The 19,121-nt window shown below is 67.8% G+C and carries 16 protein-coding genes; 1 reads left to right on the forward strand and 15 read right to left on the reverse strand.

The annotated features are described in order from the left end of the window. Nucleotides 1-178 precede the first annotated feature (178 nt). From bioB to aceK, 11 genes are all read right to left on the reverse strand, one after another. Entirely contained in the window at nt 179-1,201 is a 1,023-nt protein-coding gene (bioB, locus tag LGM56_RS21375) for a biotin synthase BioB (RefSeq protein ID WP_089441144.1), read from the reverse strand. 55 nt (nt 1,202-1,256) lie between these two features. Next, nucleotides 1,257-1,976: a dethiobiotin synthase gene (bioD, locus tag LGM56_RS21380; protein WP_089495740.1), complete on the reverse strand. Its 720-nt coding sequence runs from the start codon at nt 1,974-1,976 to the stop codon at nt 1,257-1,259. Further along, nucleotides 1,973-3,343, reverse strand: a complete 1,371-nt coding sequence (gene bioF, locus LGM56_RS21385; protein ID WP_226206729.1) for an 8-amino-7-oxononanoate synthase — start codon at nt 3,341-3,343, stop codon at nt 1,973-1,975. Before bioF ends, bioD begins: the two co-directional genes overlap by 4 nt. Beyond that, on the reverse strand, nt 3,340-4,686 hold the full coding sequence (bioA, locus tag LGM56_RS21390) for an adenosylmethionine--8-amino-7-oxononanoate transaminase (protein ID WP_089457020.1): 1,347 nt from the start codon (nt 4,684-4,686) through the stop codon (nt 3,340-3,342). Before bioA ends, bioF begins: the two co-directional genes overlap by 4 nt. 398 nt (nt 4,687-5,084) lie before the next feature. Beyond that, nucleotides 5,085-6,434 (reverse strand): type II toxin-antitoxin system HipA family toxin, encoded by a 1,350-nt coding sequence (locus LGM56_RS21395; RefSeq protein WP_226206730.1) that lies wholly within the window; start codon nt 6,432-6,434, stop codon nt 5,085-5,087. Further along, nucleotides 6,434-6,823, reverse strand: a complete 390-nt coding sequence (locus LGM56_RS21400) for a helix-turn-helix domain-containing protein (protein ID WP_226206731.1) — start codon at nt 6,821-6,823, stop codon at nt 6,434-6,436. The genes LGM56_RS21395 and LGM56_RS21400 overlap by 1 nt, the downstream gene beginning before the upstream one ends. 154 nt (nt 6,824-6,977) lie before the next feature. After that, on the reverse strand, nt 6,978-8,252 hold the full coding sequence (locus LGM56_RS21405; RefSeq protein ID WP_226206732.1) for a dienelactone hydrolase family protein: 1,275 nt from the start codon (nt 8,250-8,252) through the stop codon (nt 6,978-6,980). Between the two features lie 106 nt (nt 8,253-8,358). Further along, nucleotides 8,359-8,796 carry a YchJ family protein gene (locus tag LGM56_RS21410; RefSeq protein ID WP_069248996.1) on the reverse strand — a complete coding sequence of 146 codons (438 nt, stop codon included), beginning with the start codon at nt 8,794-8,796 and terminating at the stop codon, nt 8,359-8,361. 45 nt (nt 8,797-8,841) lie between these two features. Next, nucleotides 8,842-9,519, reverse strand: a complete 678-nt coding sequence (locus LGM56_RS21415) for an SDR family oxidoreductase (RefSeq protein WP_089441137.1) — start codon at nt 9,517-9,519, stop codon at nt 8,842-8,844. 112 nt (nt 9,520-9,631) lie between these two features. Continuing rightward, nucleotides 9,632-10,399, reverse strand: a complete 768-nt coding sequence (gene can / locus LGM56_RS21420) for a carbonate dehydratase (protein WP_226206733.1) — start codon at nt 10,397-10,399, stop codon at nt 9,632-9,634. 55 nt (nt 10,400-10,454) lie between these two features. Next, complete coding sequence (gene aceK, locus LGM56_RS21425) at nt 10,455-12,272, reverse strand: bifunctional isocitrate dehydrogenase kinase/phosphatase (protein WP_226206734.1); 1,818 nt, start codon at nt 12,270-12,272, stop codon at nt 10,455-10,457. Between the two features lie 304 nt (nt 12,273-12,576). On the opposite strand from aceK, the gene LGM56_RS21430 reads away from it, so the two are divergent. After that, nucleotides 12,577-13,656, forward strand: a complete 1,080-nt coding sequence (locus LGM56_RS21430) for an MBL fold metallo-hydrolase (RefSeq protein ID WP_089495733.1) — start codon at nt 12,577-12,579, stop codon at nt 13,654-13,656. 16 nt (nt 13,657-13,672) lie between these two features. On the opposite strand, the gene LGM56_RS21435 is transcribed toward LGM56_RS21430, so the two are convergent. The 4 genes from LGM56_RS21435 to LGM56_RS21450 form a co-directional block, all read right to left on the reverse strand. Then, nucleotides 13,673-15,319 (reverse strand): ABC-F family ATP-binding cassette domain-containing protein, encoded by a 1,647-nt coding sequence (locus tag LGM56_RS21435; RefSeq protein WP_226206735.1) that lies wholly within the window; start codon nt 15,317-15,319, stop codon nt 13,673-13,675. Between the two features lie 199 nt (nt 15,320-15,518). Continuing rightward, nucleotides 15,519-17,114, reverse strand: a complete 1,596-nt coding sequence (locus LGM56_RS21440) for an ABC transporter substrate-binding protein (RefSeq protein WP_226206736.1) — start codon at nt 17,112-17,114, stop codon at nt 15,519-15,521. Nucleotides 17,115-17,628: 514 nt separating this feature from the next. After that, complete coding sequence (locus LGM56_RS21445; RefSeq protein ID WP_226206737.1) at nt 17,629-18,402, reverse strand: SDR family oxidoreductase; 774 nt, start codon at nt 18,400-18,402, stop codon at nt 17,629-17,631. Between the two features lie 19 nt (nt 18,403-18,421). Continuing rightward, on the reverse strand, nt 18,422-19,060 hold the full coding sequence (locus tag LGM56_RS21450) for a thiol:disulfide interchange protein DsbA/DsbL (RefSeq protein WP_089441130.1): 639 nt from the start codon (nt 19,058-19,060) through the stop codon (nt 18,422-18,424). Between the last annotated feature and the right edge of the window lie 61 nt (nt 19,061-19,121).

The following is a 19,121-nucleotide window of genomic DNA, read 5'->3' on the forward strand; positions in this document are numbered from 1 at the left end:
GCGGCCGCTGCCGTACGTGCCGATACGACACACCGGTACGCCATCCGGAAGGGCGGGCCACATGACGGGCGTGACATTCGCCACGCGGGACGGCGCGCGAGTCTATCCGGTGCAGACGATCGGGTGAAGAAAAGCCGGGGCATGCCCCGGCTTTTTCGTGGGTACGCGATGCTGCCGCTTACGCGTTCGCCGTCATCGCGTCCGCATCGCTCGAACGGATCCCGAGGCGTTCGAACAGCGCGCGGTCTTTCTGCGACTGCGGGTTGCTCGTCGTCAGCAGCTGGTCGCCGTAGAACATCGAGTTCGCGCCGGCGAGGAAGCACAGCGCCTGCAGCCCGTCGTCGAGCTGCTCGCGGCCGGCCGACAGGCGCACCACGGCCTTCGGCATCGTGATCCGCGCCACCGCGATCGTGCGCACGAATTCGAACGGGTCGAGCGGCGCGGTGCCTTCGAGCGGCGTGCCTTCGATCGCGACGAGGTTGTTGATCGGCACCGAATCCGGGTACGGGTTCAGGTTCGCGAGCTGCGAGATCAGGCCCGCGCGTTCGCGGCGCGATTCGCCCATGCCGATGATGCCGCCGCAGCACACGTTGATGCCCGCGTCACGCACGCGGTCGAGCGTGTCGAGGCGATCCTGGTAAGTGCGCGTCGAGATCACCTGGCCGTAGAACTCCGGCGACGTGTCGAGGTTGTGGTTGTAGTAGTCGAGGCCCGCGCTCGCGAGTTCCTGCGCCTGCTCGTCTTCCAGCATGCCGAGCGTCATGCAGGTCTCGAGGCCGAGTTCCTTCACGCCGCGCACCATCTCGGTCAGCGCCGGCATGTGGCGCTCCTTCGGGTTGCGCCACGCGGCGCCCATGCAGAAGCGGCTCGCGCCGTTCGCCTTCGCCGCGCGCGCGGCGTCGAGCACCGCGTCGACGTCCATCAGCTTCTCGGCCTTCAGGCCCGTGTCGTGGTGCGACGACTGCGAGCAGTAGCCGCAATCTTCCTCGCAGCCGCCCGTCTTGATCGACAGCAGCGTCGACAGCTGCACCGCGTTCGCGTCGAAGTGCTCGCGGTGCACCTGCTGCGCGCGGAAGAGCAGGTCGTTGAACGGCAGCTCGAACAGCGCGACGACGTCGGCGACGCGCCAGCGCTGCGAGACCGGAGCGGCCACGGGAATCGCGTCGGGTTGCACGGTGGCGGCGGTCTGGGCTTGGGTCATATCGTTTTCCTGTCCTGGTCGGGGATGAGGGATCGGGGGGATCTGTTTCGGTTGGTCAATGCCGCGCGGTGCGCAGCGTCTCGACGAGCGCGGCGATGTCGAGCATCGCCGCGGCGGATTCGGGGGCGGCGGGGCTCAGGTGCGGAATGCGGCCGAGCAGCGGCGCGCCATGCTCGCGCGCGAGCCAGTCGCGCATCGTCGCGATGTTTTCATCGGGGAACGACATCGCCGGGTCGACGTGGTTCGCGACCCAGCCGGCGAGCGTGAGGCCGCGCGCGGCGATCGCGTCGGCGGTCAGCAGCGCGTGGTTGATGCAGCCGAGCCGCACGCCGACCACGAGCACGACCGGCACGCCGAGCGCGACCGCGAGATCGGCCATGTCCTGCGTGTCGTTCATCGGCACGCGGAAGCCGCCGGCGCCTTCGACGACGACGATCTCCGCGCGCGTCAGCGCTTCGCGATGGCACGCGACGATCGTGTCGATGTCGAGCGTCACGCCTTCCTGTGCGGCGACGATATGCGGCGCGGCCGGTGCCTTCAGCAGGAACGGCGTGCGCAGCTCGGGCGGCAGCACGACGTTCGCGGCCGCGTCGAGCTGGTCGGCGTCCTCGTTGCGCCACACGCCGTCGCGTTCATACGCGCCGGCCGCGACGGGTTTCAGCGCGGCCGCGCGCAGGCCATGCCGCGCGAAGCCGTGCAGCATCGCGGCCGACACGAAGGTCTTGCCGATTTCGGTGTCGGTGCCGGTAACGAACAGCGAGAGCGGGGCGGTCATGCCGCAGTCTCCCGCCGGGCCGCCCCAAGGGAGGCTGCAGCCCCCTCGGGGGGCAGCGAACGAAGTGAGCGTGGGGGCTGTTCTGCCTCTTGCGCGGCCTGCGCTTCGCTGGCTTCGATCAGCGCGGCTTCGAGTCGCGCGAGATCGTCGAACGAATGCGCGGCCGACAGCGACACGCGCAGCCGCGACGTGCCGACGGGCACCGTCGGCGGCCGGATCGCGGGCACCCACAGGCCGTGCGCGTCGAGCGCGCGCATCGCCGCGAGCGTCGCGTCGTTGCTGCCGATCACGAGCGGCTGCACGGCAGTGTGCGAATCGACCGGCTGCCAGCGCGTGTTGCGCAGCAGCGCGCGCGTGCGGTCGATCAGCGCGGCGAGATGCGCGCGTCGCGCGTCGCCTTCGTCGCCCGCGATCACTTTCAGGCTGGCCGATACCGCGTGCGCGACGGCCGGCGGCGCGGCCGTCGTGAAGATGTAGCTGCGCGCGCGCTGGATCATCCATTCGATCACGGTCTCGTGCGCGATCACGAACGCGCCCGCGACGCCGGCGGCCTTGCCGAGCGTGCCGACGTACACGAGATGCGGCGAGCGCAGCGCAGCGGCCGCGAGCGCGCCGCGGCCTTGCGGGCCGAGCACGCCGAAGCCGTGCGCATCGTCGACGACGAGCCACGCGCCGTGGCGTTCGGCCAGCGCGACGAGTTCGGCGAGCGGCGCGATATCGCCGTCCATGCTGAACACCGTGTCGCTGACGATCAGCTTCGTTTCGGCATCCGATGCGTCGAGCAGCGCGGCGAGCGCGGCCGTGTCCGCATGCGGATAGACCTGCACGTTCGCGCGCGACAGCCGCATGCCGTCGATCAGCGACGCGTGGTTCAGCGCGTCGGAGAAGATCGTCGCGCCCCGGCCGGTGAGCGCCGTCATCGCGGCGAGGTTCGCCATGTAGCCGGTGCTGAAGTACAGCGCGCGCGGCGCGTCGGAGAAGCCGCCCGAGAAGGCCGCGAGTTCGTCCTCGAGCGTCGCGTGCGCACGCGAATGGCCGCCGAGCAGGTGCGAGCCGCCGCTGCCGGAGCCGTAGCGCTGCGCACCTTCGGCGAACGCGGCGACGAGCGCCGGATGCGCGGCGAGGCCGAGATAGTCGTTGCTCGCGAAGCCGATGATTTCGCGGCCGTCGACGGTCATGCGCGCATCGCACGCGGTGTCGGCGGTGCGGCGCACGCGGTGCAGCCCTTGCGCGTCGAGCGCGGCGAGGCCGCGTTGCAGGGTATCGAGCAGAGGGTTCGTCGCTGCCTCCCGCCGGGCCGCCCCAAGGGAGGCAGCCGCCCCCTCGGGGGGCAGTGAACGAAGTGAGCGTGGGGGCTGTTGTGTCATCCGGCGATCTCCGCGAGCGTTGCATCGAGCGTGTCGCGCGTGCTTTGCGCGAGCCACGCGATGTCGTCGTCGCTCATCACGTACGGCGGCATCAGATAGACGGTCGTGCCGATCGGGCGCAGCAGCAGCTCGCGTTCCAGCGCGCGCTCGAAGAAGCGACGCGAGAAGCCGCGCGCCGCGTCGCCGTCGAGCGCGACGTCGAACGCGAACAGCGTGCCGCGCTCGCGCAGGTGGCGCACCTGCGGGTGCGCATCGAGCGGCGCGAGCGCCGCGCGCATCGTCGCCGATTTGCGGGCATTGGCCGCGAGCACGTCGTCGCGCTCGAACAGGTCGAGCGTCGCGACCGCCGCGCGGCACGCGAGCGGGTTGCCCGTGTACGAATGCGAGTGGAGAAAGCCGCGCGTCGTGTCGTCGTCGTAGAACGCGGCGAACACGTCGTCGCGCGTGAGCACGAGCGACAGCGGCAGGTAGCCGCCGCTGATGCCTTTCGACAGGCACAGGAAATCGGGCCACACGCCGGCCTGCTCGCACGCGAAGAAGGTGCCGGTGCGGCCGCAGCCGACCGCGATCTCGTCGGCGATCAGGTGTACGCCGAATTCGTCGCACAGCGCGCGCAGCCCGCGGACGTACGACGGATCGTGCATCGCCATGCCGGCCGCGCACTGCACGAGCGGCTCGACGATCAGCGCGGCGATCCGGTCGCCGCGTTCGACGAACAGGCGCCGCACGTCCGCGAGCGCGCGGCCCGCGACGTCGGCGGCCGTTTCGCCCGGCAGTGCGCCGCGTGCGTCGGGTGACGCGACGACGTGCGCATGGCGGATCAGCGGGTCGTACGCGTCCTTGAACAGCGCGACGTCGGTCACGCCGAGCGCGCCGATCGTCTCGCCGTGATAGCTGTTGGCGACGCAGACGAATTCCTGCTTGTTCGCGCGGCCGCGGTTGCGCCACGCGTGGAAGCTCATCTTCAGCGCGATCTCGACCGCCGACGCGCCGTCCGACGCGAAGAACGCATGGCCGAGCGTGCGCTGGGTGAGCGCGTGCAGCCGCTCCGCGAGCTCGATCGCGGGCTCGTGCGTGCAGCCGGCGAGCATCGCGTGCTCGAGCGTGTCGAGCTGGTCCTTCAGCGCCGCGTTGATGTCCGGGTTCGCATGGCCGAACAGGTTGACCCACCACGAGCTGATCGCGTCGAAGTAGCGGCGGCCGTCACGGTCGTACAGCCACAGGCCCGCGCCGCGCGCGACGGGGATCAGCGGCAGGCGCTCGTGATGCTTCATCTGGGTGCAGGGATGCCAGACCGCGCGCAGGCTGCGCGCGACCCAGTCGTCGGTGGCTGGCGTACTCAAGGCGACTCCGGGGGATAAAACGGCTGCGCGGCATCGAAGGGATGCCGCGCGGCGAGATACGAAACGCGCTGAGATTAGCGTGTTCCGCGACCCGTTGCACTACCGGTTACAAACACCGCAAAGCCTTGCCGGGCGGGAGTTCGGCGCAGATCGGGGCGGCTCGGGACGGTACGGTTCAGATATCCCGAAATGACCGCAGATGACGACGTTCGAGTGAGACCCCCCAACTGAAAAAATCGTGGGGCGGGTGGGGCGTGATGGCGCAGAAATATGGGGAATGATGAAATGGGTGGTTTGTGGCGACACTGGGAGATCGAGCGATCCAGCGTCTCGCGTTGCCCGATCGACGGGGACCATGCATGGCAACGCGCCGGGACGGACGCCGATGGAAGGTGAGATCAGGGCAACGCTTTACGCAACGCCGGGTGGGATACGTCATCGATGTGGCGGAACGCCGGCGTGATCTTGTCGATTTCCTTGCCGGGCACGCCGCGCTCCTCGAAACACGTCTTCCACTCGCGGGTCGGTTGCCAGACTTCCGCAATCGCGAGTCCGGCATCCGTTTTCGAAAGACCGAACGCATCCCGGGCGTCGAACGCGTTGTCCAGCGTCGCGAGCCGGCCTTGCGGCCCGATGCCGAGGTGCAAATAGCGTTCGTGCGCGCTGCTCGGCCGGGGCAGGACATCGTACAGCGGGCTGAGGCGCCAGCCGGGGAGGCGGGGGTCGTAGATGAATCCGTGGTTGCGCAGGTGGTCGTCGTCGTTGCTCACGAGGATGTTGAAGACCATCCGCTTGAACAGTTCCCGGTTGTCGGCGCGAATGGCATCGATGTGTCCATGCTGCCGGATCGCGTGCGCGACGTCCTGGTAACTTTTCGCCATCGATTCCATCTCGGCACAGCCGACCAGCGTCAACGCACTCGCGAAGGGGAGTCTTCGCTCGGTTGCTCCGGCGCGAGGGGGCAGGTATAACGCGTCGTCGCCGCGAAGGGTGCCGAATTTGGGGTGGGTCCAGTACCGATCGAATCGACGGATCAACATGACCTGACGGGTTCCCACGTCGACGATGCGGGTGGGCGGTACCCGAATGCCGCACTGTGCCGCCAGACGAAGCGTGGCTTCTTCGATGACCGTCAGGTTCAACCGATCGCTGAGACTCGGGAATTTGGCCAGCCACAACACGCCTTCTTCGTCTCGCACCGTCGCCTTCGGGCGCGCACCGCCGAGACCGCTCCCTTGTACGAAGATGGCCTCGAGTTCGGCGGGCACGGTCTCGCCTTCCTCGATGCGCGCCGCCGAATCGACCAGGTATTCGAGGTTGAGCAGGCCATTGCCCGCCTGCGGGCCGGGAGGCGTGTCCAGGCTTTCCCGAACGTCGAGTGCGCCGATCCGCTGACTGCCGGCGTGCAGGAGATAGGTGGACTCGGGCAGCGCGTTGGCTTTGGCCCTGAGCTTGGCTTCGATGACACGTCGCCCCCATGCATCGGGCGCGGCATCGCGAATACCGCCGAACTGCGTCAATCCGCCCGCCGGAAAGTTCATCTTGCCGCGTATCTCATCCTTTCTTGCGAGGCCCAGGCTGACCGGATCGATTTCGATGGCGTTGGGCCGGCCGAGATAGCGCAAGCCGTATGCGAAGCTCGACGCCTGCAGGCTCACGCCGTCTTCGGTCATTTCGAGCAGGCCGGCGGGTGCCCAGTCGTCGTCGAGATAGGCAAACACCGCGAGTCTTTTGACGACGGCAGCCATCAGAAGTCCAGATCCTTGAGTTCGTTGTCGGTGAGCGAGCGCACACGCCGGCCGCGTTCGCGGGCCGCTTGAGCCTTGAGCGACGGGTCCGTTCCGGAGAGCAGTTCCAGCAGGGTCGTTCCTGGCGCAATCGCGTCGAGATACCGAAGCCACTGCCCGAGGGCGACGCCCGGATCGCCTTTCTCGATGCGATAGGCGGTATTGCGCGAGAGCCCGGCGCGGGTGGCCGCCTCGTTTTGCTGAACGCGGCGCGAAACGCGCAGACGGGCGAGCGCTTCGCCAACGCGGGCGGCTTCCGCGAGAACGGTTGGGCCGGCGGCAGCGGCTTGATTGACCTTCATGCTCGTAAAATCGATCGTTATGTCGATAGGGATCGAAATAACGATCATGATAGATCATGACTACACGAATTCAAGCTGGATGCTCGTAAAAACGCGCGTTCCACGGCTTGCGCTCGATTTTACGAGCACGAGCGAGGCGTGAAGCGAGGCGCTGAGATGGCCTCGGCGTGACGGGCGAGGGGAGGGAAATGACGGGCCTGGGTCAGCGCGAAGCCAGCGCCGGCGTACCGGTGTCGCGTGCGGTGCCGTCGTCGTTGTCGGCCGTCTGCGTCGCGTCGTTCCACACGACCCGGTCGTTGACCGCATACAGCCGGCACGAACCTGCGCCCTGCTTCGAGCAGTTGTCGAGCGCGAGCGCCATCGGATCGTCGCCGCCTTCGGCCCACGACCACGCGCCTTCCGACGACACCGCGAACGCGCGGCTCGGATGCTGGTTCAGGAAGCGGCGATAGCCTTCACGGCCGGCTTCGTCGACATACGGTACCGCGTTGACCGAGTCGATCGACGCATAGCCGCTCGCCTTCGGTTCGTGCGGGCTCGCGACCGCGTAGCGCACCGACGTCGGCAGGTTCAGCTGCGCGAGGAACGCGTTGACGGCCGGCCACCACACGGGTACGCCGTCGCGATCGACGATCAGCCGGTGCGCGTCGTCCTTGTAGCGGCCGAAATCGATGAACTGGGCCTGCGTGCCGTGCGAAACGTACGCGTCGTGCATCTGCGCGACGAGCCCGGGCGTCCACACCGAGTCGTTGTCGCCGTACAGCCACAGCGACCGCACGGCCGTGTGCGCGCCGTACTGGTCGAACGCGTCGACGAGGTTTTTCTGCCAGCCGTCGCAGAGGTCCTGGCGCAGCCCGCCGGAGAAGTTGATGATGCCGCGCACGCCCGGTGCGGCTTCGGTGCCGTACGCGACCGACACGAGGCCGCCGTGCGACGTGCCGGCGACGACGATGCGCGACGCATCGACGTAGGACTGATGCGACATGTAGCGCACCGTCGCGTCGACATCGGCCGCCTGCGCGAGGCCGTTCTTGCCGACGTTGCAGCCTTCCTGCTGGTACGTGCCGTCCGAGCCCGCGAAGCCCTGGCGGTTCGGCGCGATCACCGCATAGCCGCGGCGCACGAATTCGCGCGCGAACGCGAGCGGCCGGCTGCGCGGCTGCTGATGGAGATCGCCGGTGTTCTTGCCGTGGTTGAAGACGACGAGCGGGAACGGGCCGGGCCCGTTCGGCTTGAAGAGCGTGGCCTCGAGCGTGACGGTGCCCGATGCGTCGGCCGGAATGCGGAGGATCTGTTCGTTCAGGTCGGCGGCGACCTGCGGCAGGTTCGAATCGGCGTAGTCGAAGCGTTCGGCGTGGGCGAGCGACCCGCTGGCGCCGGCACCCGTCCCCGTATTGGCGCTCGGCAGCGTACCGGCCTGAGCGGCCGACAGCGCACACGCCGCCATCCATCCCACCAATCCCTTGCTGAACGCCATTCGGAAGCCCTGCCATGCAACATGACCAATTCGAGGTCATCGTAGCCGGACAAAATGGGGTTGTGCAATGCGGGAATTACCCGGCGTCTGACACAGCAACTATTTGTCAACGTTCACTGACTTCGCCGTCGACGTAGCGCCAGAAACCCTGTTCGTCGCGCTCGAAACGGCTCGTCTCGTGGAGCCGGTAAGCGCGTCCGCCAACCTTGTAGCGGGCCACGAACTCGACCTCCGCGTGCCGCTCGTCGAGCGGCGCGTGGCGTTTGACCGCGAGGCCGAGCCAGCGCGGCGCGTCGGGCGCTTCGGGGTCGGTGTCGAGATCGGGCGGGCAGGTGCGCGCGGCCCAGGTCGCGCGCAGGTAGTCGGTCGCGCCGAGCACGTATGCGCTGTACCGCGAGCGCATCAACTCGAGTGCGGTCGGCGCGGCCTCGCCGCCGTCGATGAAGCGGCCGCAGCAGGCCGCATAGCGGGGCGCCGGCGCTTTGCCGGCGGGAGCGGGGGACGCGCCGCCGCACGGGCACGCGTCAGGTCGGTTCAAAATCATGCGAAACAGGAATTAACGACGTAGGGTTGTCGGCTGACTACCCGCTCACCAGCTCAGCTCGATACCGTCGTACTGGAAGAAACGGCCGTTTGCCTGCGACACGTCCGCGCCGGATTCGGCGATCACGCGGCGCATGCCGGTCACGCTGGTTTCCGGGTCGATCGCGGCCTGCGCGCCGCCCATGTCGGTGCGCACCCAGCCGGGATGGAGCGAAATGCACGCGGCGTGGCGCGTCTGCAGCGACGCGATGCGCAGCGCATCGTTCAGCGCGGCCTTGCTCGCGCGGTACAGCCAGCCGGTCGTGCCGGTCGCCTCGGCGATGCTGCCCATCCGGCTCGACACGACGGCCAGCACGCCGCGCGCGTCCTCGACGAGCGGCAGCACGATCGGCAGCAACTGCATCGGCCCGCGCACGTTCGTATGCATCACCGCGTCGAAATCCTCGGCAGTGACCGTCTCGACTCCTTCGGTGCGCGGCCCGTACACACCCGACACCAGCACGGCCGCATCGAGCCGCTCGCCGTCGAGCTTCCAGCCGAGCGCCGCGATCTGCTCGGGCTGCGTGATGTCGAGCGCATGGGCCTGCGCGCCGAGCGCGCGCAGCGCGTCGAGCGACGCGTCGTCGCGCGCGGTGGCGATCACGTTCCAGCCGTCGCGCCGGTATTGGCGGACGAATTCGCGGCCGAGGCCGCGCGATGCACCGACGATCAATGCGGTTTTCATGCCCGTCGCTCCTTTGCTTGGCGCCGCCGTGGCGGCGGCGCCGGGGTCAGATCCATTCGATGGGTGGCACGGCTGCACGCCTGCGCAGCGACCCGCTGCGCAGGCTAGAGTGTCACTTCGTGTCTTCGCACGGCTTCAGCGTGGCGGCGACCGCCTGCGCGACGCCTTCGAGTCGTGCGGCGTCCGCCGCGATCATGTCGTTGTCCGGTGCATGCTCGCCGCCGGCGACGAGTGCGGCCACGCAGCGCTTGTAGGTCTCGTCGAGCGCGTCGAAGCTCGACACGGCCATCCCGAGGTTGCGCATCCGGCCGTCATGCACGCCGTACACGAGCCCGTGCACGGTGAGCGACTGGCCGCGCGCCCACGCGTCGTTGACGATCGTCGTGCGGCACACGTTGACGACCTGCTCGATCGCGTTCAGCTCGATCAGGCGCCGATAGCGCGCTTCGCCCACCGGCCATGCGTCGAGCAGCGCCGAGTGGCGTTCGCGCACGTCCTGCACGTGATGCAGCCAGTTGTCGGCGAGGCCGACGCGGCGGTTGAGCAAGGCGGCGTTCACGCCCGAGCAGCCGTAGTGGCCGACCACCATGATGTGCTTCACGCGCAGGATGTCGACCGCGAACTGGATCACCGACAGGCAGTTCAGGTCGCTGTGCACGACCACGTTCGCGATATTGCGGTGGACGAACACTTCGCCCGGCGGCAGGCCGATGATCTCGTTCGCGGGCACGCGCGAATCCGAGCAGCCGATCCACAGATATTCCGGCGCCTGCTGGTGGGCGAGACGCGCGAAGAACTGCGGGTCGTCCTCGAGCTTGTGCTTGACCCAGGCGTCGTTGTTGTCGAACAGGTGTGAAAGCGGATTGTCTTGGGGGTTCATCGGTGTGGATTCCGTTGACGGAAATCGGGTCGCAATCGGTGCGGTCTAGCGGGCGTCAGGCGGCGCGCTGCGCGTCGCCGGCGCCCTCGTTCTGGTCCGTCGCGCCGAAGCGCGCGGGGTAGCGCACGCAAAAGCGCAGCGCGGTGTCGTACGGGTAAAAGTCGGGCAATTCGCCCTGGATCAGCTTGTCCTTGCTGGCCTGCCACAGCGCGGGATCGAAAAAGTCCGCGTGATGCTTCATGAAGACGTCGCGCACGCGCGGGTCGCCGAGCAGGAACGGCCCGTAGGTCTCCGGAAAGATGTCGTGCGGGCCGACGGTATACCACGGCTCGCCGGACAGCTCGTCTTCCTCGTTGCGCGGCGGCGGCACGCGGCGCACGTTGCAGTCGGTCAGGTACTCGATCTCGTCGTAGTCGTAGAACACCACGCGGCCGTGGCGCGTGACGCCGAAGTTCTTGTACAGCATGTCGCCGGGGAAGATGTTCGCCTTCATCAGCTCCTTCACCGCGTTGCCGTACTCCTTCACGCCGTGCTCGACGTCGGCATCGGAGCCGTTCTGCAGGTACAGGTTGAGCGGCGTCATCCGGCGCTCGATGTACAGGTGCTCGATCACGAGATTGCCGTCCTCGTATTCGAGCAGCGACGGCACCTCCTTCTCCAGCTCGCGCACGAGCGCGTGGTCGAGCCGCGCGAGCGGCAGCGCGACGCTCGAATACTCGAGCGTGTCGGCCATTCGCCCGAGGCGGTCGTGGCGCTTCACGAGCTGGTACTTCTCCATGATCTGCGCGCGCGTCGTTTCCTTGGGCGGCGGGAACTGATCCTTGATGATCTTGAACACGTACGGGAACGACGGCAGCGTGAACACGAGCATCACGAGGCCCTTGATCCCGGGCGCGATGATGAAGCGGTCGCTCGAATGCGACAGATGGTGCAGCAGGTCGCGATAGAACAGGTTCTTGCCCTGCTTCTGCAGGCCGACCGACGTGTAGATCTCCGCCTTCGGCTTGCCGGGCATGATCGTGCACAGGAAGTCGACGTACGCGGACGGCACGCCCATGTCGACGAGGAAATACGAGTGCGAGAAGCCGAAGATGATCATCAGCTGGTCGCGGCGCAGCAGCACGGTGTCGAGCGCGAGCACGCCCGGGCGCACGTGGCGGATCGGCACCGCGAACGGCAGCACGCGGTCGGCGTTGATGATGCGGCCGACGATGTATGCGCTCTTGTTGCGGAAGAACAGCGACGACAGCACGTGGATCTGGAAATTCGGCGCTTCGTCGAAATGGCCGAATTCGTCGTGGATCGCGTCCATCACGCATGCGATGTCGCGCGGGAGATCGTCGAACGCCGGCTCGAGCTGGAAGTTCGTGACGATCCGCTCGAGCGTGGCCGCGAGCCCGTCGGTGCCCGGATAGTACGCGCGGTAGGTCGGCTTCGCGGCCGGCTCGTCGTTCTCCAGATACTCGGTCGAGATCGCCGGGCGCACGAAGATGAAATCGTTGCTGAAGTACGAGCGGTGCAGGATCTTGCAGCACACCGAATTGAAGAAGGTCTCCGCGCACTCGGGCTGGCGGTGCGACGTGAGCAGGCCGATGTAGTGCAGCTTGATCTGCTGCCACACTTCGTCGTCGATGTTCTCCGCGTCGTATTCGTCTTCCAGCACCTCGACGCATTCCTTCACGCGATCGTCGTACGACGTGATCCGCTCGCGCGCGAGCCGCTGCAGCCCGTGCCAGTCGCCGCGCTCGAACAGCGTCTTCGCCTCGACGGCCGCGTCGCGGAAGATCCGGTAGTGGCGGTCGAAGTTTTCGAGCATCGTCTGCGCGACGTCGAAACCGATCTGCGAGGACAGCAGTTTGGGGAAGTGATTCATCGCGTGCAGGCTCGTTCGGGAGGGGCTGTAAGCACTCGCCATTTTAGCGCCCAAGCGGGCGGTTCAAGGGCTTTGCGGCAAGGCGCGGCCGGCCGGCAAGCGGCGGGTTGCCCGCCGTTGGGTGCCGTTCGGTGCATCTTCGCGTAAAGATACGGGTACGGAACCGATTCTGGCACGAACTTTTTTTGACGGGCAGCAAGCCGCCGGGCACGCGTTCCCCGGGACGGCGATAGAATCGGCGGAACGCCCGCCATGGCCTGCCGCCCGCGCGCAATCGCACCGATAACGACGAGACGCCCCACCGATGAACGCACTGGAACACCAACTCGACTATCCCTTCGCCGATACGCTGCCCGCCGCGGGCGACACGTTCGAGGTCGCGCCCGGCGTGCGCTGGCTGCGCATGCCGCTGCCGTTCTCGCTCGATCACATCAACCTCTGGCTGCTGCGCGACGAGATCGACGGGCAGGCCGGCTGGACGATCGTCGATTGCGGGATCGCGTCGGATGCGATCCGCGCGCACTGGGAGCAGATCTTCGACACGCATCTCGACGGCCTGCCCGTGCTGCGCGTGCTCGTCACGCATTGCCACCCCGATCACTTCGGCCTCGCGAACTGGCTGTGCGAAGGCGGCGACAAGGGCCGCTGGAACGTGCGGTTGTGGATGACGCTCGGCGAGTACATGTTCGGCTGCCTGATGGCGGCCGGCAACGGCTCGAACGCGGGCGGCGCTGCCGCCGCCGATCACTTCGCGCGCCACGGGCTGACCGATCCGGCCGCGCTCGACAAGCTGCGCAACCGCCGCCACTACTACTCGGATCTCGTGCCGGCCGTGCCGCCGCGCTACCGGCGCTTGCGCGAAGGCGACGCGGTGACGATCGGCGCGCGCACGTGGCGCGTCGTGACCGGCTTCGGCCATTCGCCTGAACATTGCGCGCTGCACAGCGAAGCGGACGGCGTGCTGATCTCCGGCGACATGGTGCTGCCGCGCATTTCGACGAACGTGTCCGTGTTCGACCTCGAACCGGAGGCGAACCCGCTCGCGCTGTACCTGCAGTCGCTCGGCCGCTACGAGACGATGGCGCCCGATACGCTGGTGCTGCCGTCGCACGGCAAGCCGTTTCGCGGCGTGCGCACGCGCATCACGCAACTGCGCGAGCACCACGACGCGCGCCTGGCCGAAGTGCGCGTCGCGTGCGCGGAACAGCCGATGAGCGCGGCCGACATCGTGCCGATCATGTTCCGCCGCCGCGAACTCGACATCCACCAGATGACGTTCGCGCTCGGCGAGGCGCTCGCGCACCTGAACCTGCTGTGGCTCGCGGGCGAGCTCGTGCGCGAGCAGGGCGACGACGGCGTGCTGCGGTTCCGCACCGCCGGCTGACACCGTTTCGCTTTCCTCAAGCGACGGGTTCGTAGCGCCACCCGTCGCGATGCCATTGCATCGTATGCGTCGGGTCGAGCGCCGCAAGAAACGCGGGGTCGTGCGACGCGACCACGATCGCGCCGGGGAAGCCCGCCAGTGCGGCTTCGATCGCCCGCACCGATTCGAGATCGAGGTGATTGGTCGGCTCGTCGAGCAGCAGCAGTTGCGCGGGCGTGCCGCGCCACAACGCGCACGCGAGCGCGGCCTTCAGCCGTTCGCCGCCGCTCAGTTGCCGCGCCGGCTGCGTTGCGCGTACCGCGTCGAGCTGCAACAACGCGAGACGGCTACGCAGGTCGCCTTCGGCGAGCGGCGTATCGAGCAGCCCCAGTTGCTCGACGATCGAGCGATCGGGATCGAGCAGCGCGAGCCGCTGGTCGAGATACGCGGCACTTACGTGTGTCGTGCATGCGCCCGAACGCGGCGCAAGCTCGCCCGCGAGCATGCGCAGCAACGTTGATTTGCCGCAGCCGTTCGGGCCGGTCAATGCAATGCGCACCGGGCCGCTGGCCGACCATGTGATCGCGTCGGCATCGCCGGCGATGCGCCACGGCAGTTGCGCGCGGTCGAGCGTGAACAGCTGGCGGCGTGCGCTGACCTCGGTGCCCGGCAGCGACACGAGCACGGGCGCATCGGCTTCGACGCGCGCGGCCGCTTCCTGCACGCGTTCGTCGAGCGTCGCCTTGAATTCATTCTGGTGGCGCCGCACCGTGCCCATGATGCTGCGCGCCGCACCCTTGCGACTCTGTTTTGCCCCCGACGACAGGTTGGCCGTCTTCGCGTCGCGCAGCGACGCGGCCGCGTGGCGCTGGATCGTGTCGTGTTCCTGTTCGAGCCTGCGCCTGACGCGTCCGCGTTCGGCACGCGCGTTGTCGAGCGCGGACTGCGCGGCATCCTGTTCCGCGCCGCGCTGCGCACGATAGAGCGCGTAGTTGCCACCGTACGCGCGCACGCCTTGTGGCGTCAGCTCGACGATGCGCTGCACGTCGGCGAGCAGCGCACGGTCGTGGCTCACGATGACGAGGCCGCCGCGCCAGCCGTCGAGCGCCGCGCGCAGCCACGCGCGGCCCGACACGTCGAGATGGTTGGTCGGTTCGTCGAGCACGAGCAAGCCCGCGCCGGACAGCAGCGCGCCGATCAGCGCGACGCGTGCGAGTTGCCCGCCGCTCAGCGCCTGCGCGGGCGTGTCGGGTTGCACGTCGTGCAGGCCGGCCGCGTCGAGCGCGGTGCGCAGCCGTTCCGCGAGATCCCAGCGATCGCCGATCAGGTCGAAGTCGTGCGGTTCCGCGCGGCCGTCGGCGAGACGTGCGAGCGCGCCGAGCGGTGCATCGAGCGCGGCGATCTGCGCGACGGTTCGCGGGCCGGCCGATACGCCACCGTAGTCGTGCTGCTGCGCGACGTAGACGACGTGCGTGTGCCGCTCGATCGCCCCCGCGCTCGGCGCGCAGCGGCCCGCGATCAATTGCGCGAGCTGGCTCTTGCCGATGCCGTTGCGGCCGACGATGCCGGTCGGCGTGCGATCGATGGAAAGGTTGAGCGAATCGAACAGCGTGAAGCCGTCGTCGAAGCGGAAGGAAACGTGATGAAGCGCGACGAGCGCGCCGGTGGGCGTGGCTGCAGCCATAAGCACCTCCAAAAATGCGTGAAGACCTTCGCGCGCGGCGTACGTGGCACGGCGGCGAAAACATTTTGGGAAGGCTTAGTTGTTCACTTTGGCTGGCGTCCGGTATGAGGAATAGGCGCGCAGTGTAGCAAGCGCGGCGCGCGGGCCGCAAGCGACGGTCGGACGCACCGTCGCTTGCGCGCCACGCGCGAGGGTCGCGTTACTGCACGGCGACGGTCGTGAAGTTCTGCCGCCCGAACGGGCTCACGTGATAGCCGCTCACGTTCGTGCGCGTGAGCGCGGCCGCGGTCGGATAGCCGAGCGGAATCCACAGCGCCTGGTCGTGGATGATCTTCTGCGCCGCTTCGTACAGCTTCGCGCGCTTGGCCTGATCGGCGGTCGACTTGCCGTCGGCGATCAGCTTGTCGAGTTGCGTGTCGCAGAAGCGCGCGAAGTTGATGCCCGACTTCACCGCATTGCAGCTGAACAGCGGCGACAGGTAGTTGTCCGGATCGCCGTTGTCGCCGGCCCAGCCCATGAACAGCATGTCATGCTGGCCGAGCTTCGCCTGCTTGATCAGCTCCCCCCATTCGATCACCTTGACCTCGGCCTTCACGCCGATCTTCGCGAGGTCGGCCTGCAGCAGCTCCGCACCGATCTTCGGGTTCGGGTTCAGCACGCTGCCGGTCGGGCGCGTCCAGATCGTCGTCGAGAAGCCGTTCGGGAAGCCGGCCTGCGCGAGCAGCTGCTTCGCCTTCGCCGGATCGTACGCGTACGGCGCGACGTCCTTCGCGTAGCTCCACGTGTTCGGCGGATACGGATTGTTCGCGGCCGTCGCGGTGTTGTCGAACACGACCTTCAGGTAGGTCGCGCGGTCGAACGCGAGGTTGAGCGCTTCGCGCACCTTGTCGTTGTCGAGCGGCTTCTTCTGCGTGTTCAGTGCAACGAACGCGGTCATGAACGCGGGCGTCTGCACGACCTTCAGCGCGCTTTCGCCCTTCGCGGCGAGCACGTCCTGCGGCTTCGGCGACAGCGCGATCTGGCATTCGCCGGCCTTCACCTTCTGCAGCCGCACGGACGGATCGGGCGTGATCGCATAGATCAGCCGGTCGACCTTCGGCTTCGTGCCCCAGTAGGTCGGGTTCACGTCGTAGCGGATCAGCGCATCTTTCGTGTAGCTCTTCAGCACGAACGGGCCGGTGCCGACCGGCTTCGCGTTCAGGTCGGCCTGCTTGCCGGCCTTCAGCAGCTGGTCCGCGTATTCGGCCGAGTAGATCGACGCGAAGCCCATCGTCAGGATCGGCACGAACGTCGCGTTCGGCTCGTTCAGCACGAACTTCACGGTGCTGTCGTCGACCTTCGTGACCGACTTCACGAGCTTCACGAGGCCCATCGACTGCGCGTGCGGGAAGCCGCTCGCGCCGGCCACCTTGTGCCACGGATTCGCGTCGTCGAGCATCCGCGAGAACGTGAACACGACGTCGTCCGCGTCGAGCGCATGGGTCGGCTTGAAATACTCGGTGGTCTGGAACGCGACGTTCGGGCGCAGATGGAACGTGTACGTGAGGCCGTCGGCGCTCGCGTCCCATTTGTCGGCGAGCGCGGGCACGACCTTCTTCGCGGCTTCGTCGTACGACACGAGCGTGTTGAAGATCACGTCGGCCGACGCGTTGGTCGTGACGAGCGAGTTGTATTGCACGACGTCGAAGCCGTCGGGGCTCGATTCCGTGCAGACGGTGAGCGGCTTGGCGGCGGCGAGGCCGGGGGCGGCGAGGGCGGCGGCGAGCGTGGCCGCGGCGAACAGCTTGACCTGCATAGGATCTCCCACGTGGCTTGTGTTTTTTGCTGGGTGACGGGATGCGGGCGCGGCCCGGAAGCGGACAGGGCCGGCGCGGCTGGCGAATAGCATACCGTCAAAGCGCGCGGCGCGTGAAAAAAGGCGCCTGAACGCGGCGAATTGGCCGAAAAACGGCTGCGTTCGCGACGGAACGGGTGTTGGGGCGACGAGTGGGGCGAAGGAGGCGCGGGCGGCGGAACGCTGGCGCCGGGGACGCCGGGCAGCGACGCGTCGGGGATGGCGCGGGAGCGGTGCGGACGTGTCGCGAATCGAAGCGTCGAAACGGCCAGGTGGCGGTGCGGAGAAGCGGGGAAGCGGAGAGGCGGAGAGGCGGAGAAGCGGAGAGACGGAGAGACGGAGAGACGGAGAGACGGAGAGACGGAGAGACGGAGAGACGGAGAGACGGAGAGACGGAGAGACGGAGAGACGGAGAGACGGAGAGACGGAGAGACGGCCCGCGAAGCTTCACGCGGGCCGAGCGCTCACCGGAGCGTCAATGCGCGCCCGCCTTCGGCTTGCGCGGCGCCTTCTCGAACAGGCGGTCGTACAGCCAGCGCGGCAACACATGCAGCACCTTCGCGACCACACCCATCTGCCACGGAATCACGCGGAACGCGCGCTGCCGCGCGATCGCCTGGGCCGCACGCGCGGCGAAGCGGTCGGCGTCCATCAGGAACGGCATCCGGTACGGGTTGTGTGCGGTCATCGGCGTACGGATGTAGCCGGGCGCGATCGTCACGACGCCGACGCCGGCCGGCCGCAACTCGACGCGCAGCGCTTCGAGATACTTGATCGCGGCCGATTTCGACGCGCTGTACGCGCCGGAACCAGGCAGCCCGCGCACACCGGCAACGCTCGCGACACCGACCAGCGTGCCGTGGCGCGTGGCCGTCATCGGGCCGACGAACGGCTCGAACGTCGCGACCATCCCGTAGTAATTGATGTCCATCACGTCGCGGAACGCCGCGAGATCGCCCTGGCCCGTGACGGCGCCCTGGCTGATGCCGGCGTTCGCGATCACGACGTCGGGGCAGCCGTGCGCCGCGATGAACGACGCGGCGGCCGTCGCGAGCGCGTCGGCATCGCGCACGTCGGCGGAATAGACGGAGATGGACAGCTTCGGGAAGCGCCGCGCGAACGCCTCGAGGGCATCGGTGCGGCGCGCGACGAGTGCGAGCGTGGCGCCCTGGCGGGCGTATTCCTCGGCCATCGCGAGGCCGAGGCCGCTCGATGCGCCGGTGATGAAGACCTTCAGCGGAGTAGTCATGCCGGCGCGCGGGCGGGGATCAGAGCTTCTTGTCCTGAACCTGCTTCACGAGGAAGTCGAGCACCTGGGCGGTACCCGGGATGCTGTTCGTGTAAGCGGGGCCCGTCTTGTACTTGCCCTGGACCACGACCGTCGGCACGCCGTCGATCGCGTAGTCCTTCAGCAGCTTGGCCGACTGGTTCACTTCACCCTGCACGCTGAACGAGTTGTACGCGTCCGTGAACTGCTTCTTGTCGACGCCCTGCGTGGCCAGGAAGTCGGCCTGCGCCTGCGGCGTCAGCAGGTAGTTCTTCTGCTTGTGGATCGCGTTGAAGATCGCCGGCGTGACCTTCTCGGAGATGCCGAGCGCGGACACCGCGTAGAACAGCTTCGAGTGCGGGACGAAATCGTCACGGAATGCGACGGGGACGCGCTTGAAGTCGATGTTGTTGCCTTGCTTCTTCACCCAGGCCTCGATCGTCGGCTCGAATTCGTAGCAGTGCGGGCAGCCGTACCAGAAGAATTCGATCACCTCGACCTTGCCGGCCGGTGCGGACACCGGCTGCGGCGACTTCATCACCTCGAAGTCCTTGCCGGAGACCGGTGCGGCGGGCGAAGCCTGCGCGAGGCCGGCGGCCAGGCCCAGGGACAGAAGGAGCGTGCTAAGCAGTTTTTTCATGTTGTGAACGTCGAATCAGTTGCTCGGGTTACGAAACGTAACGGGTTCTGAGTGGGCTCGG

Source organism: Burkholderia sp. AU38729 (genome assembly GCF_020419725.1).
GTDB lineage: Bacteria > Pseudomonadota > Gammaproteobacteria > Burkholderiales > Burkholderiaceae > Burkholderia.

Excerpts from the sequence above, each read along its gene's own strand:
- LGM56_RS21400 (WP_226206731.1), bottom strand. The coding sequence starts at position 6,823 with ATGATCGTTATTTCGATCCCTATCGACATAACGATCGATTTTACGAGC.
- LGM56_RS21435 (WP_226206735.1), bottom strand. The coding sequence starts at position 15,319 with ATGGCTGCAGCCACGCCCACCGGCGCGCTCGTCGCGCTTCATCACGTT.
- LGM56_RS21440 (WP_226206736.1), bottom strand. The coding sequence starts at position 17,114 with ATGCAGGTCAAGCTGTTCGCCGCGGCCACGCTCGCCGCCGCCCTCGCC.
- LGM56_RS21445 (WP_226206737.1), bottom strand. The coding sequence starts at position 18,402 with ATGACTACTCCGCTGAAGGTCTTCATCACCGGCGCATCGAGCGGCCTC.
- LGM56_RS21415 (WP_089441137.1), bottom strand. The coding sequence starts at position 9,519 with ATGAAAACCGCATTGATCGTCGGTGCATCGCGCGGCCTCGGCCGCGAA.
- LGM56_RS21410 (WP_069248996.1), bottom strand. The coding sequence starts at position 8,796 with ATGATTTTGAACCGACCTGACGCGTGCCCGTGCGGCGGCGCGTCCCCC.
- LGM56_RS21405 (WP_226206732.1), bottom strand. The coding sequence starts at position 8,252 with ATGGCGTTCAGCAAGGGATTGGTGGGATGGATGGCGGCGTGTGCGCTG.
- LGM56_RS21395 (WP_226206730.1), bottom strand. The coding sequence starts at position 6,434 with ATGGCTGCCGTCGTCAAAAGACTCGCGGTGTTTGCCTATCTCGACGAC.
- bioB (WP_089441144.1), bottom strand. The coding sequence starts at position 1,201 with ATGACCCAAGCCCAGACCGCCGCCACCGTGCAACCCGACGCGATTCCC.
- bioF (WP_226206729.1), bottom strand. The coding sequence starts at position 3,343 with ATGACACAACAGCCCCCACGCTCACTTCGTTCACTGCCCCCCGAGGGG.
- can (WP_226206733.1), bottom strand. The coding sequence starts at position 10,399 with ATGAACCCCCAAGACAATCCGCTTTCACACCTGTTCGACAACAACGAC.
- LGM56_RS21430 (WP_089495733.1), top strand. The coding sequence starts at position 12,577 with ATGAACGCACTGGAACACCAACTCGACTATCCCTTCGCCGATACGCTG.
- bioD (WP_089495740.1), bottom strand. The coding sequence starts at position 1,976 with ATGACCGCCCCGCTCTCGCTGTTCGTTACCGGCACCGACACCGAAATC.
- LGM56_RS21450 (WP_089441130.1), bottom strand. The coding sequence starts at position 19,060 with ATGAAAAAACTGCTTAGCACGCTCCTTCTGTCCCTGGGCCTGGCCGCC.
- aceK (WP_226206734.1), bottom strand. The coding sequence starts at position 12,272 with ATGAATCACTTCCCCAAACTGCTGTCCTCGCAGATCGGTTTCGACGTC.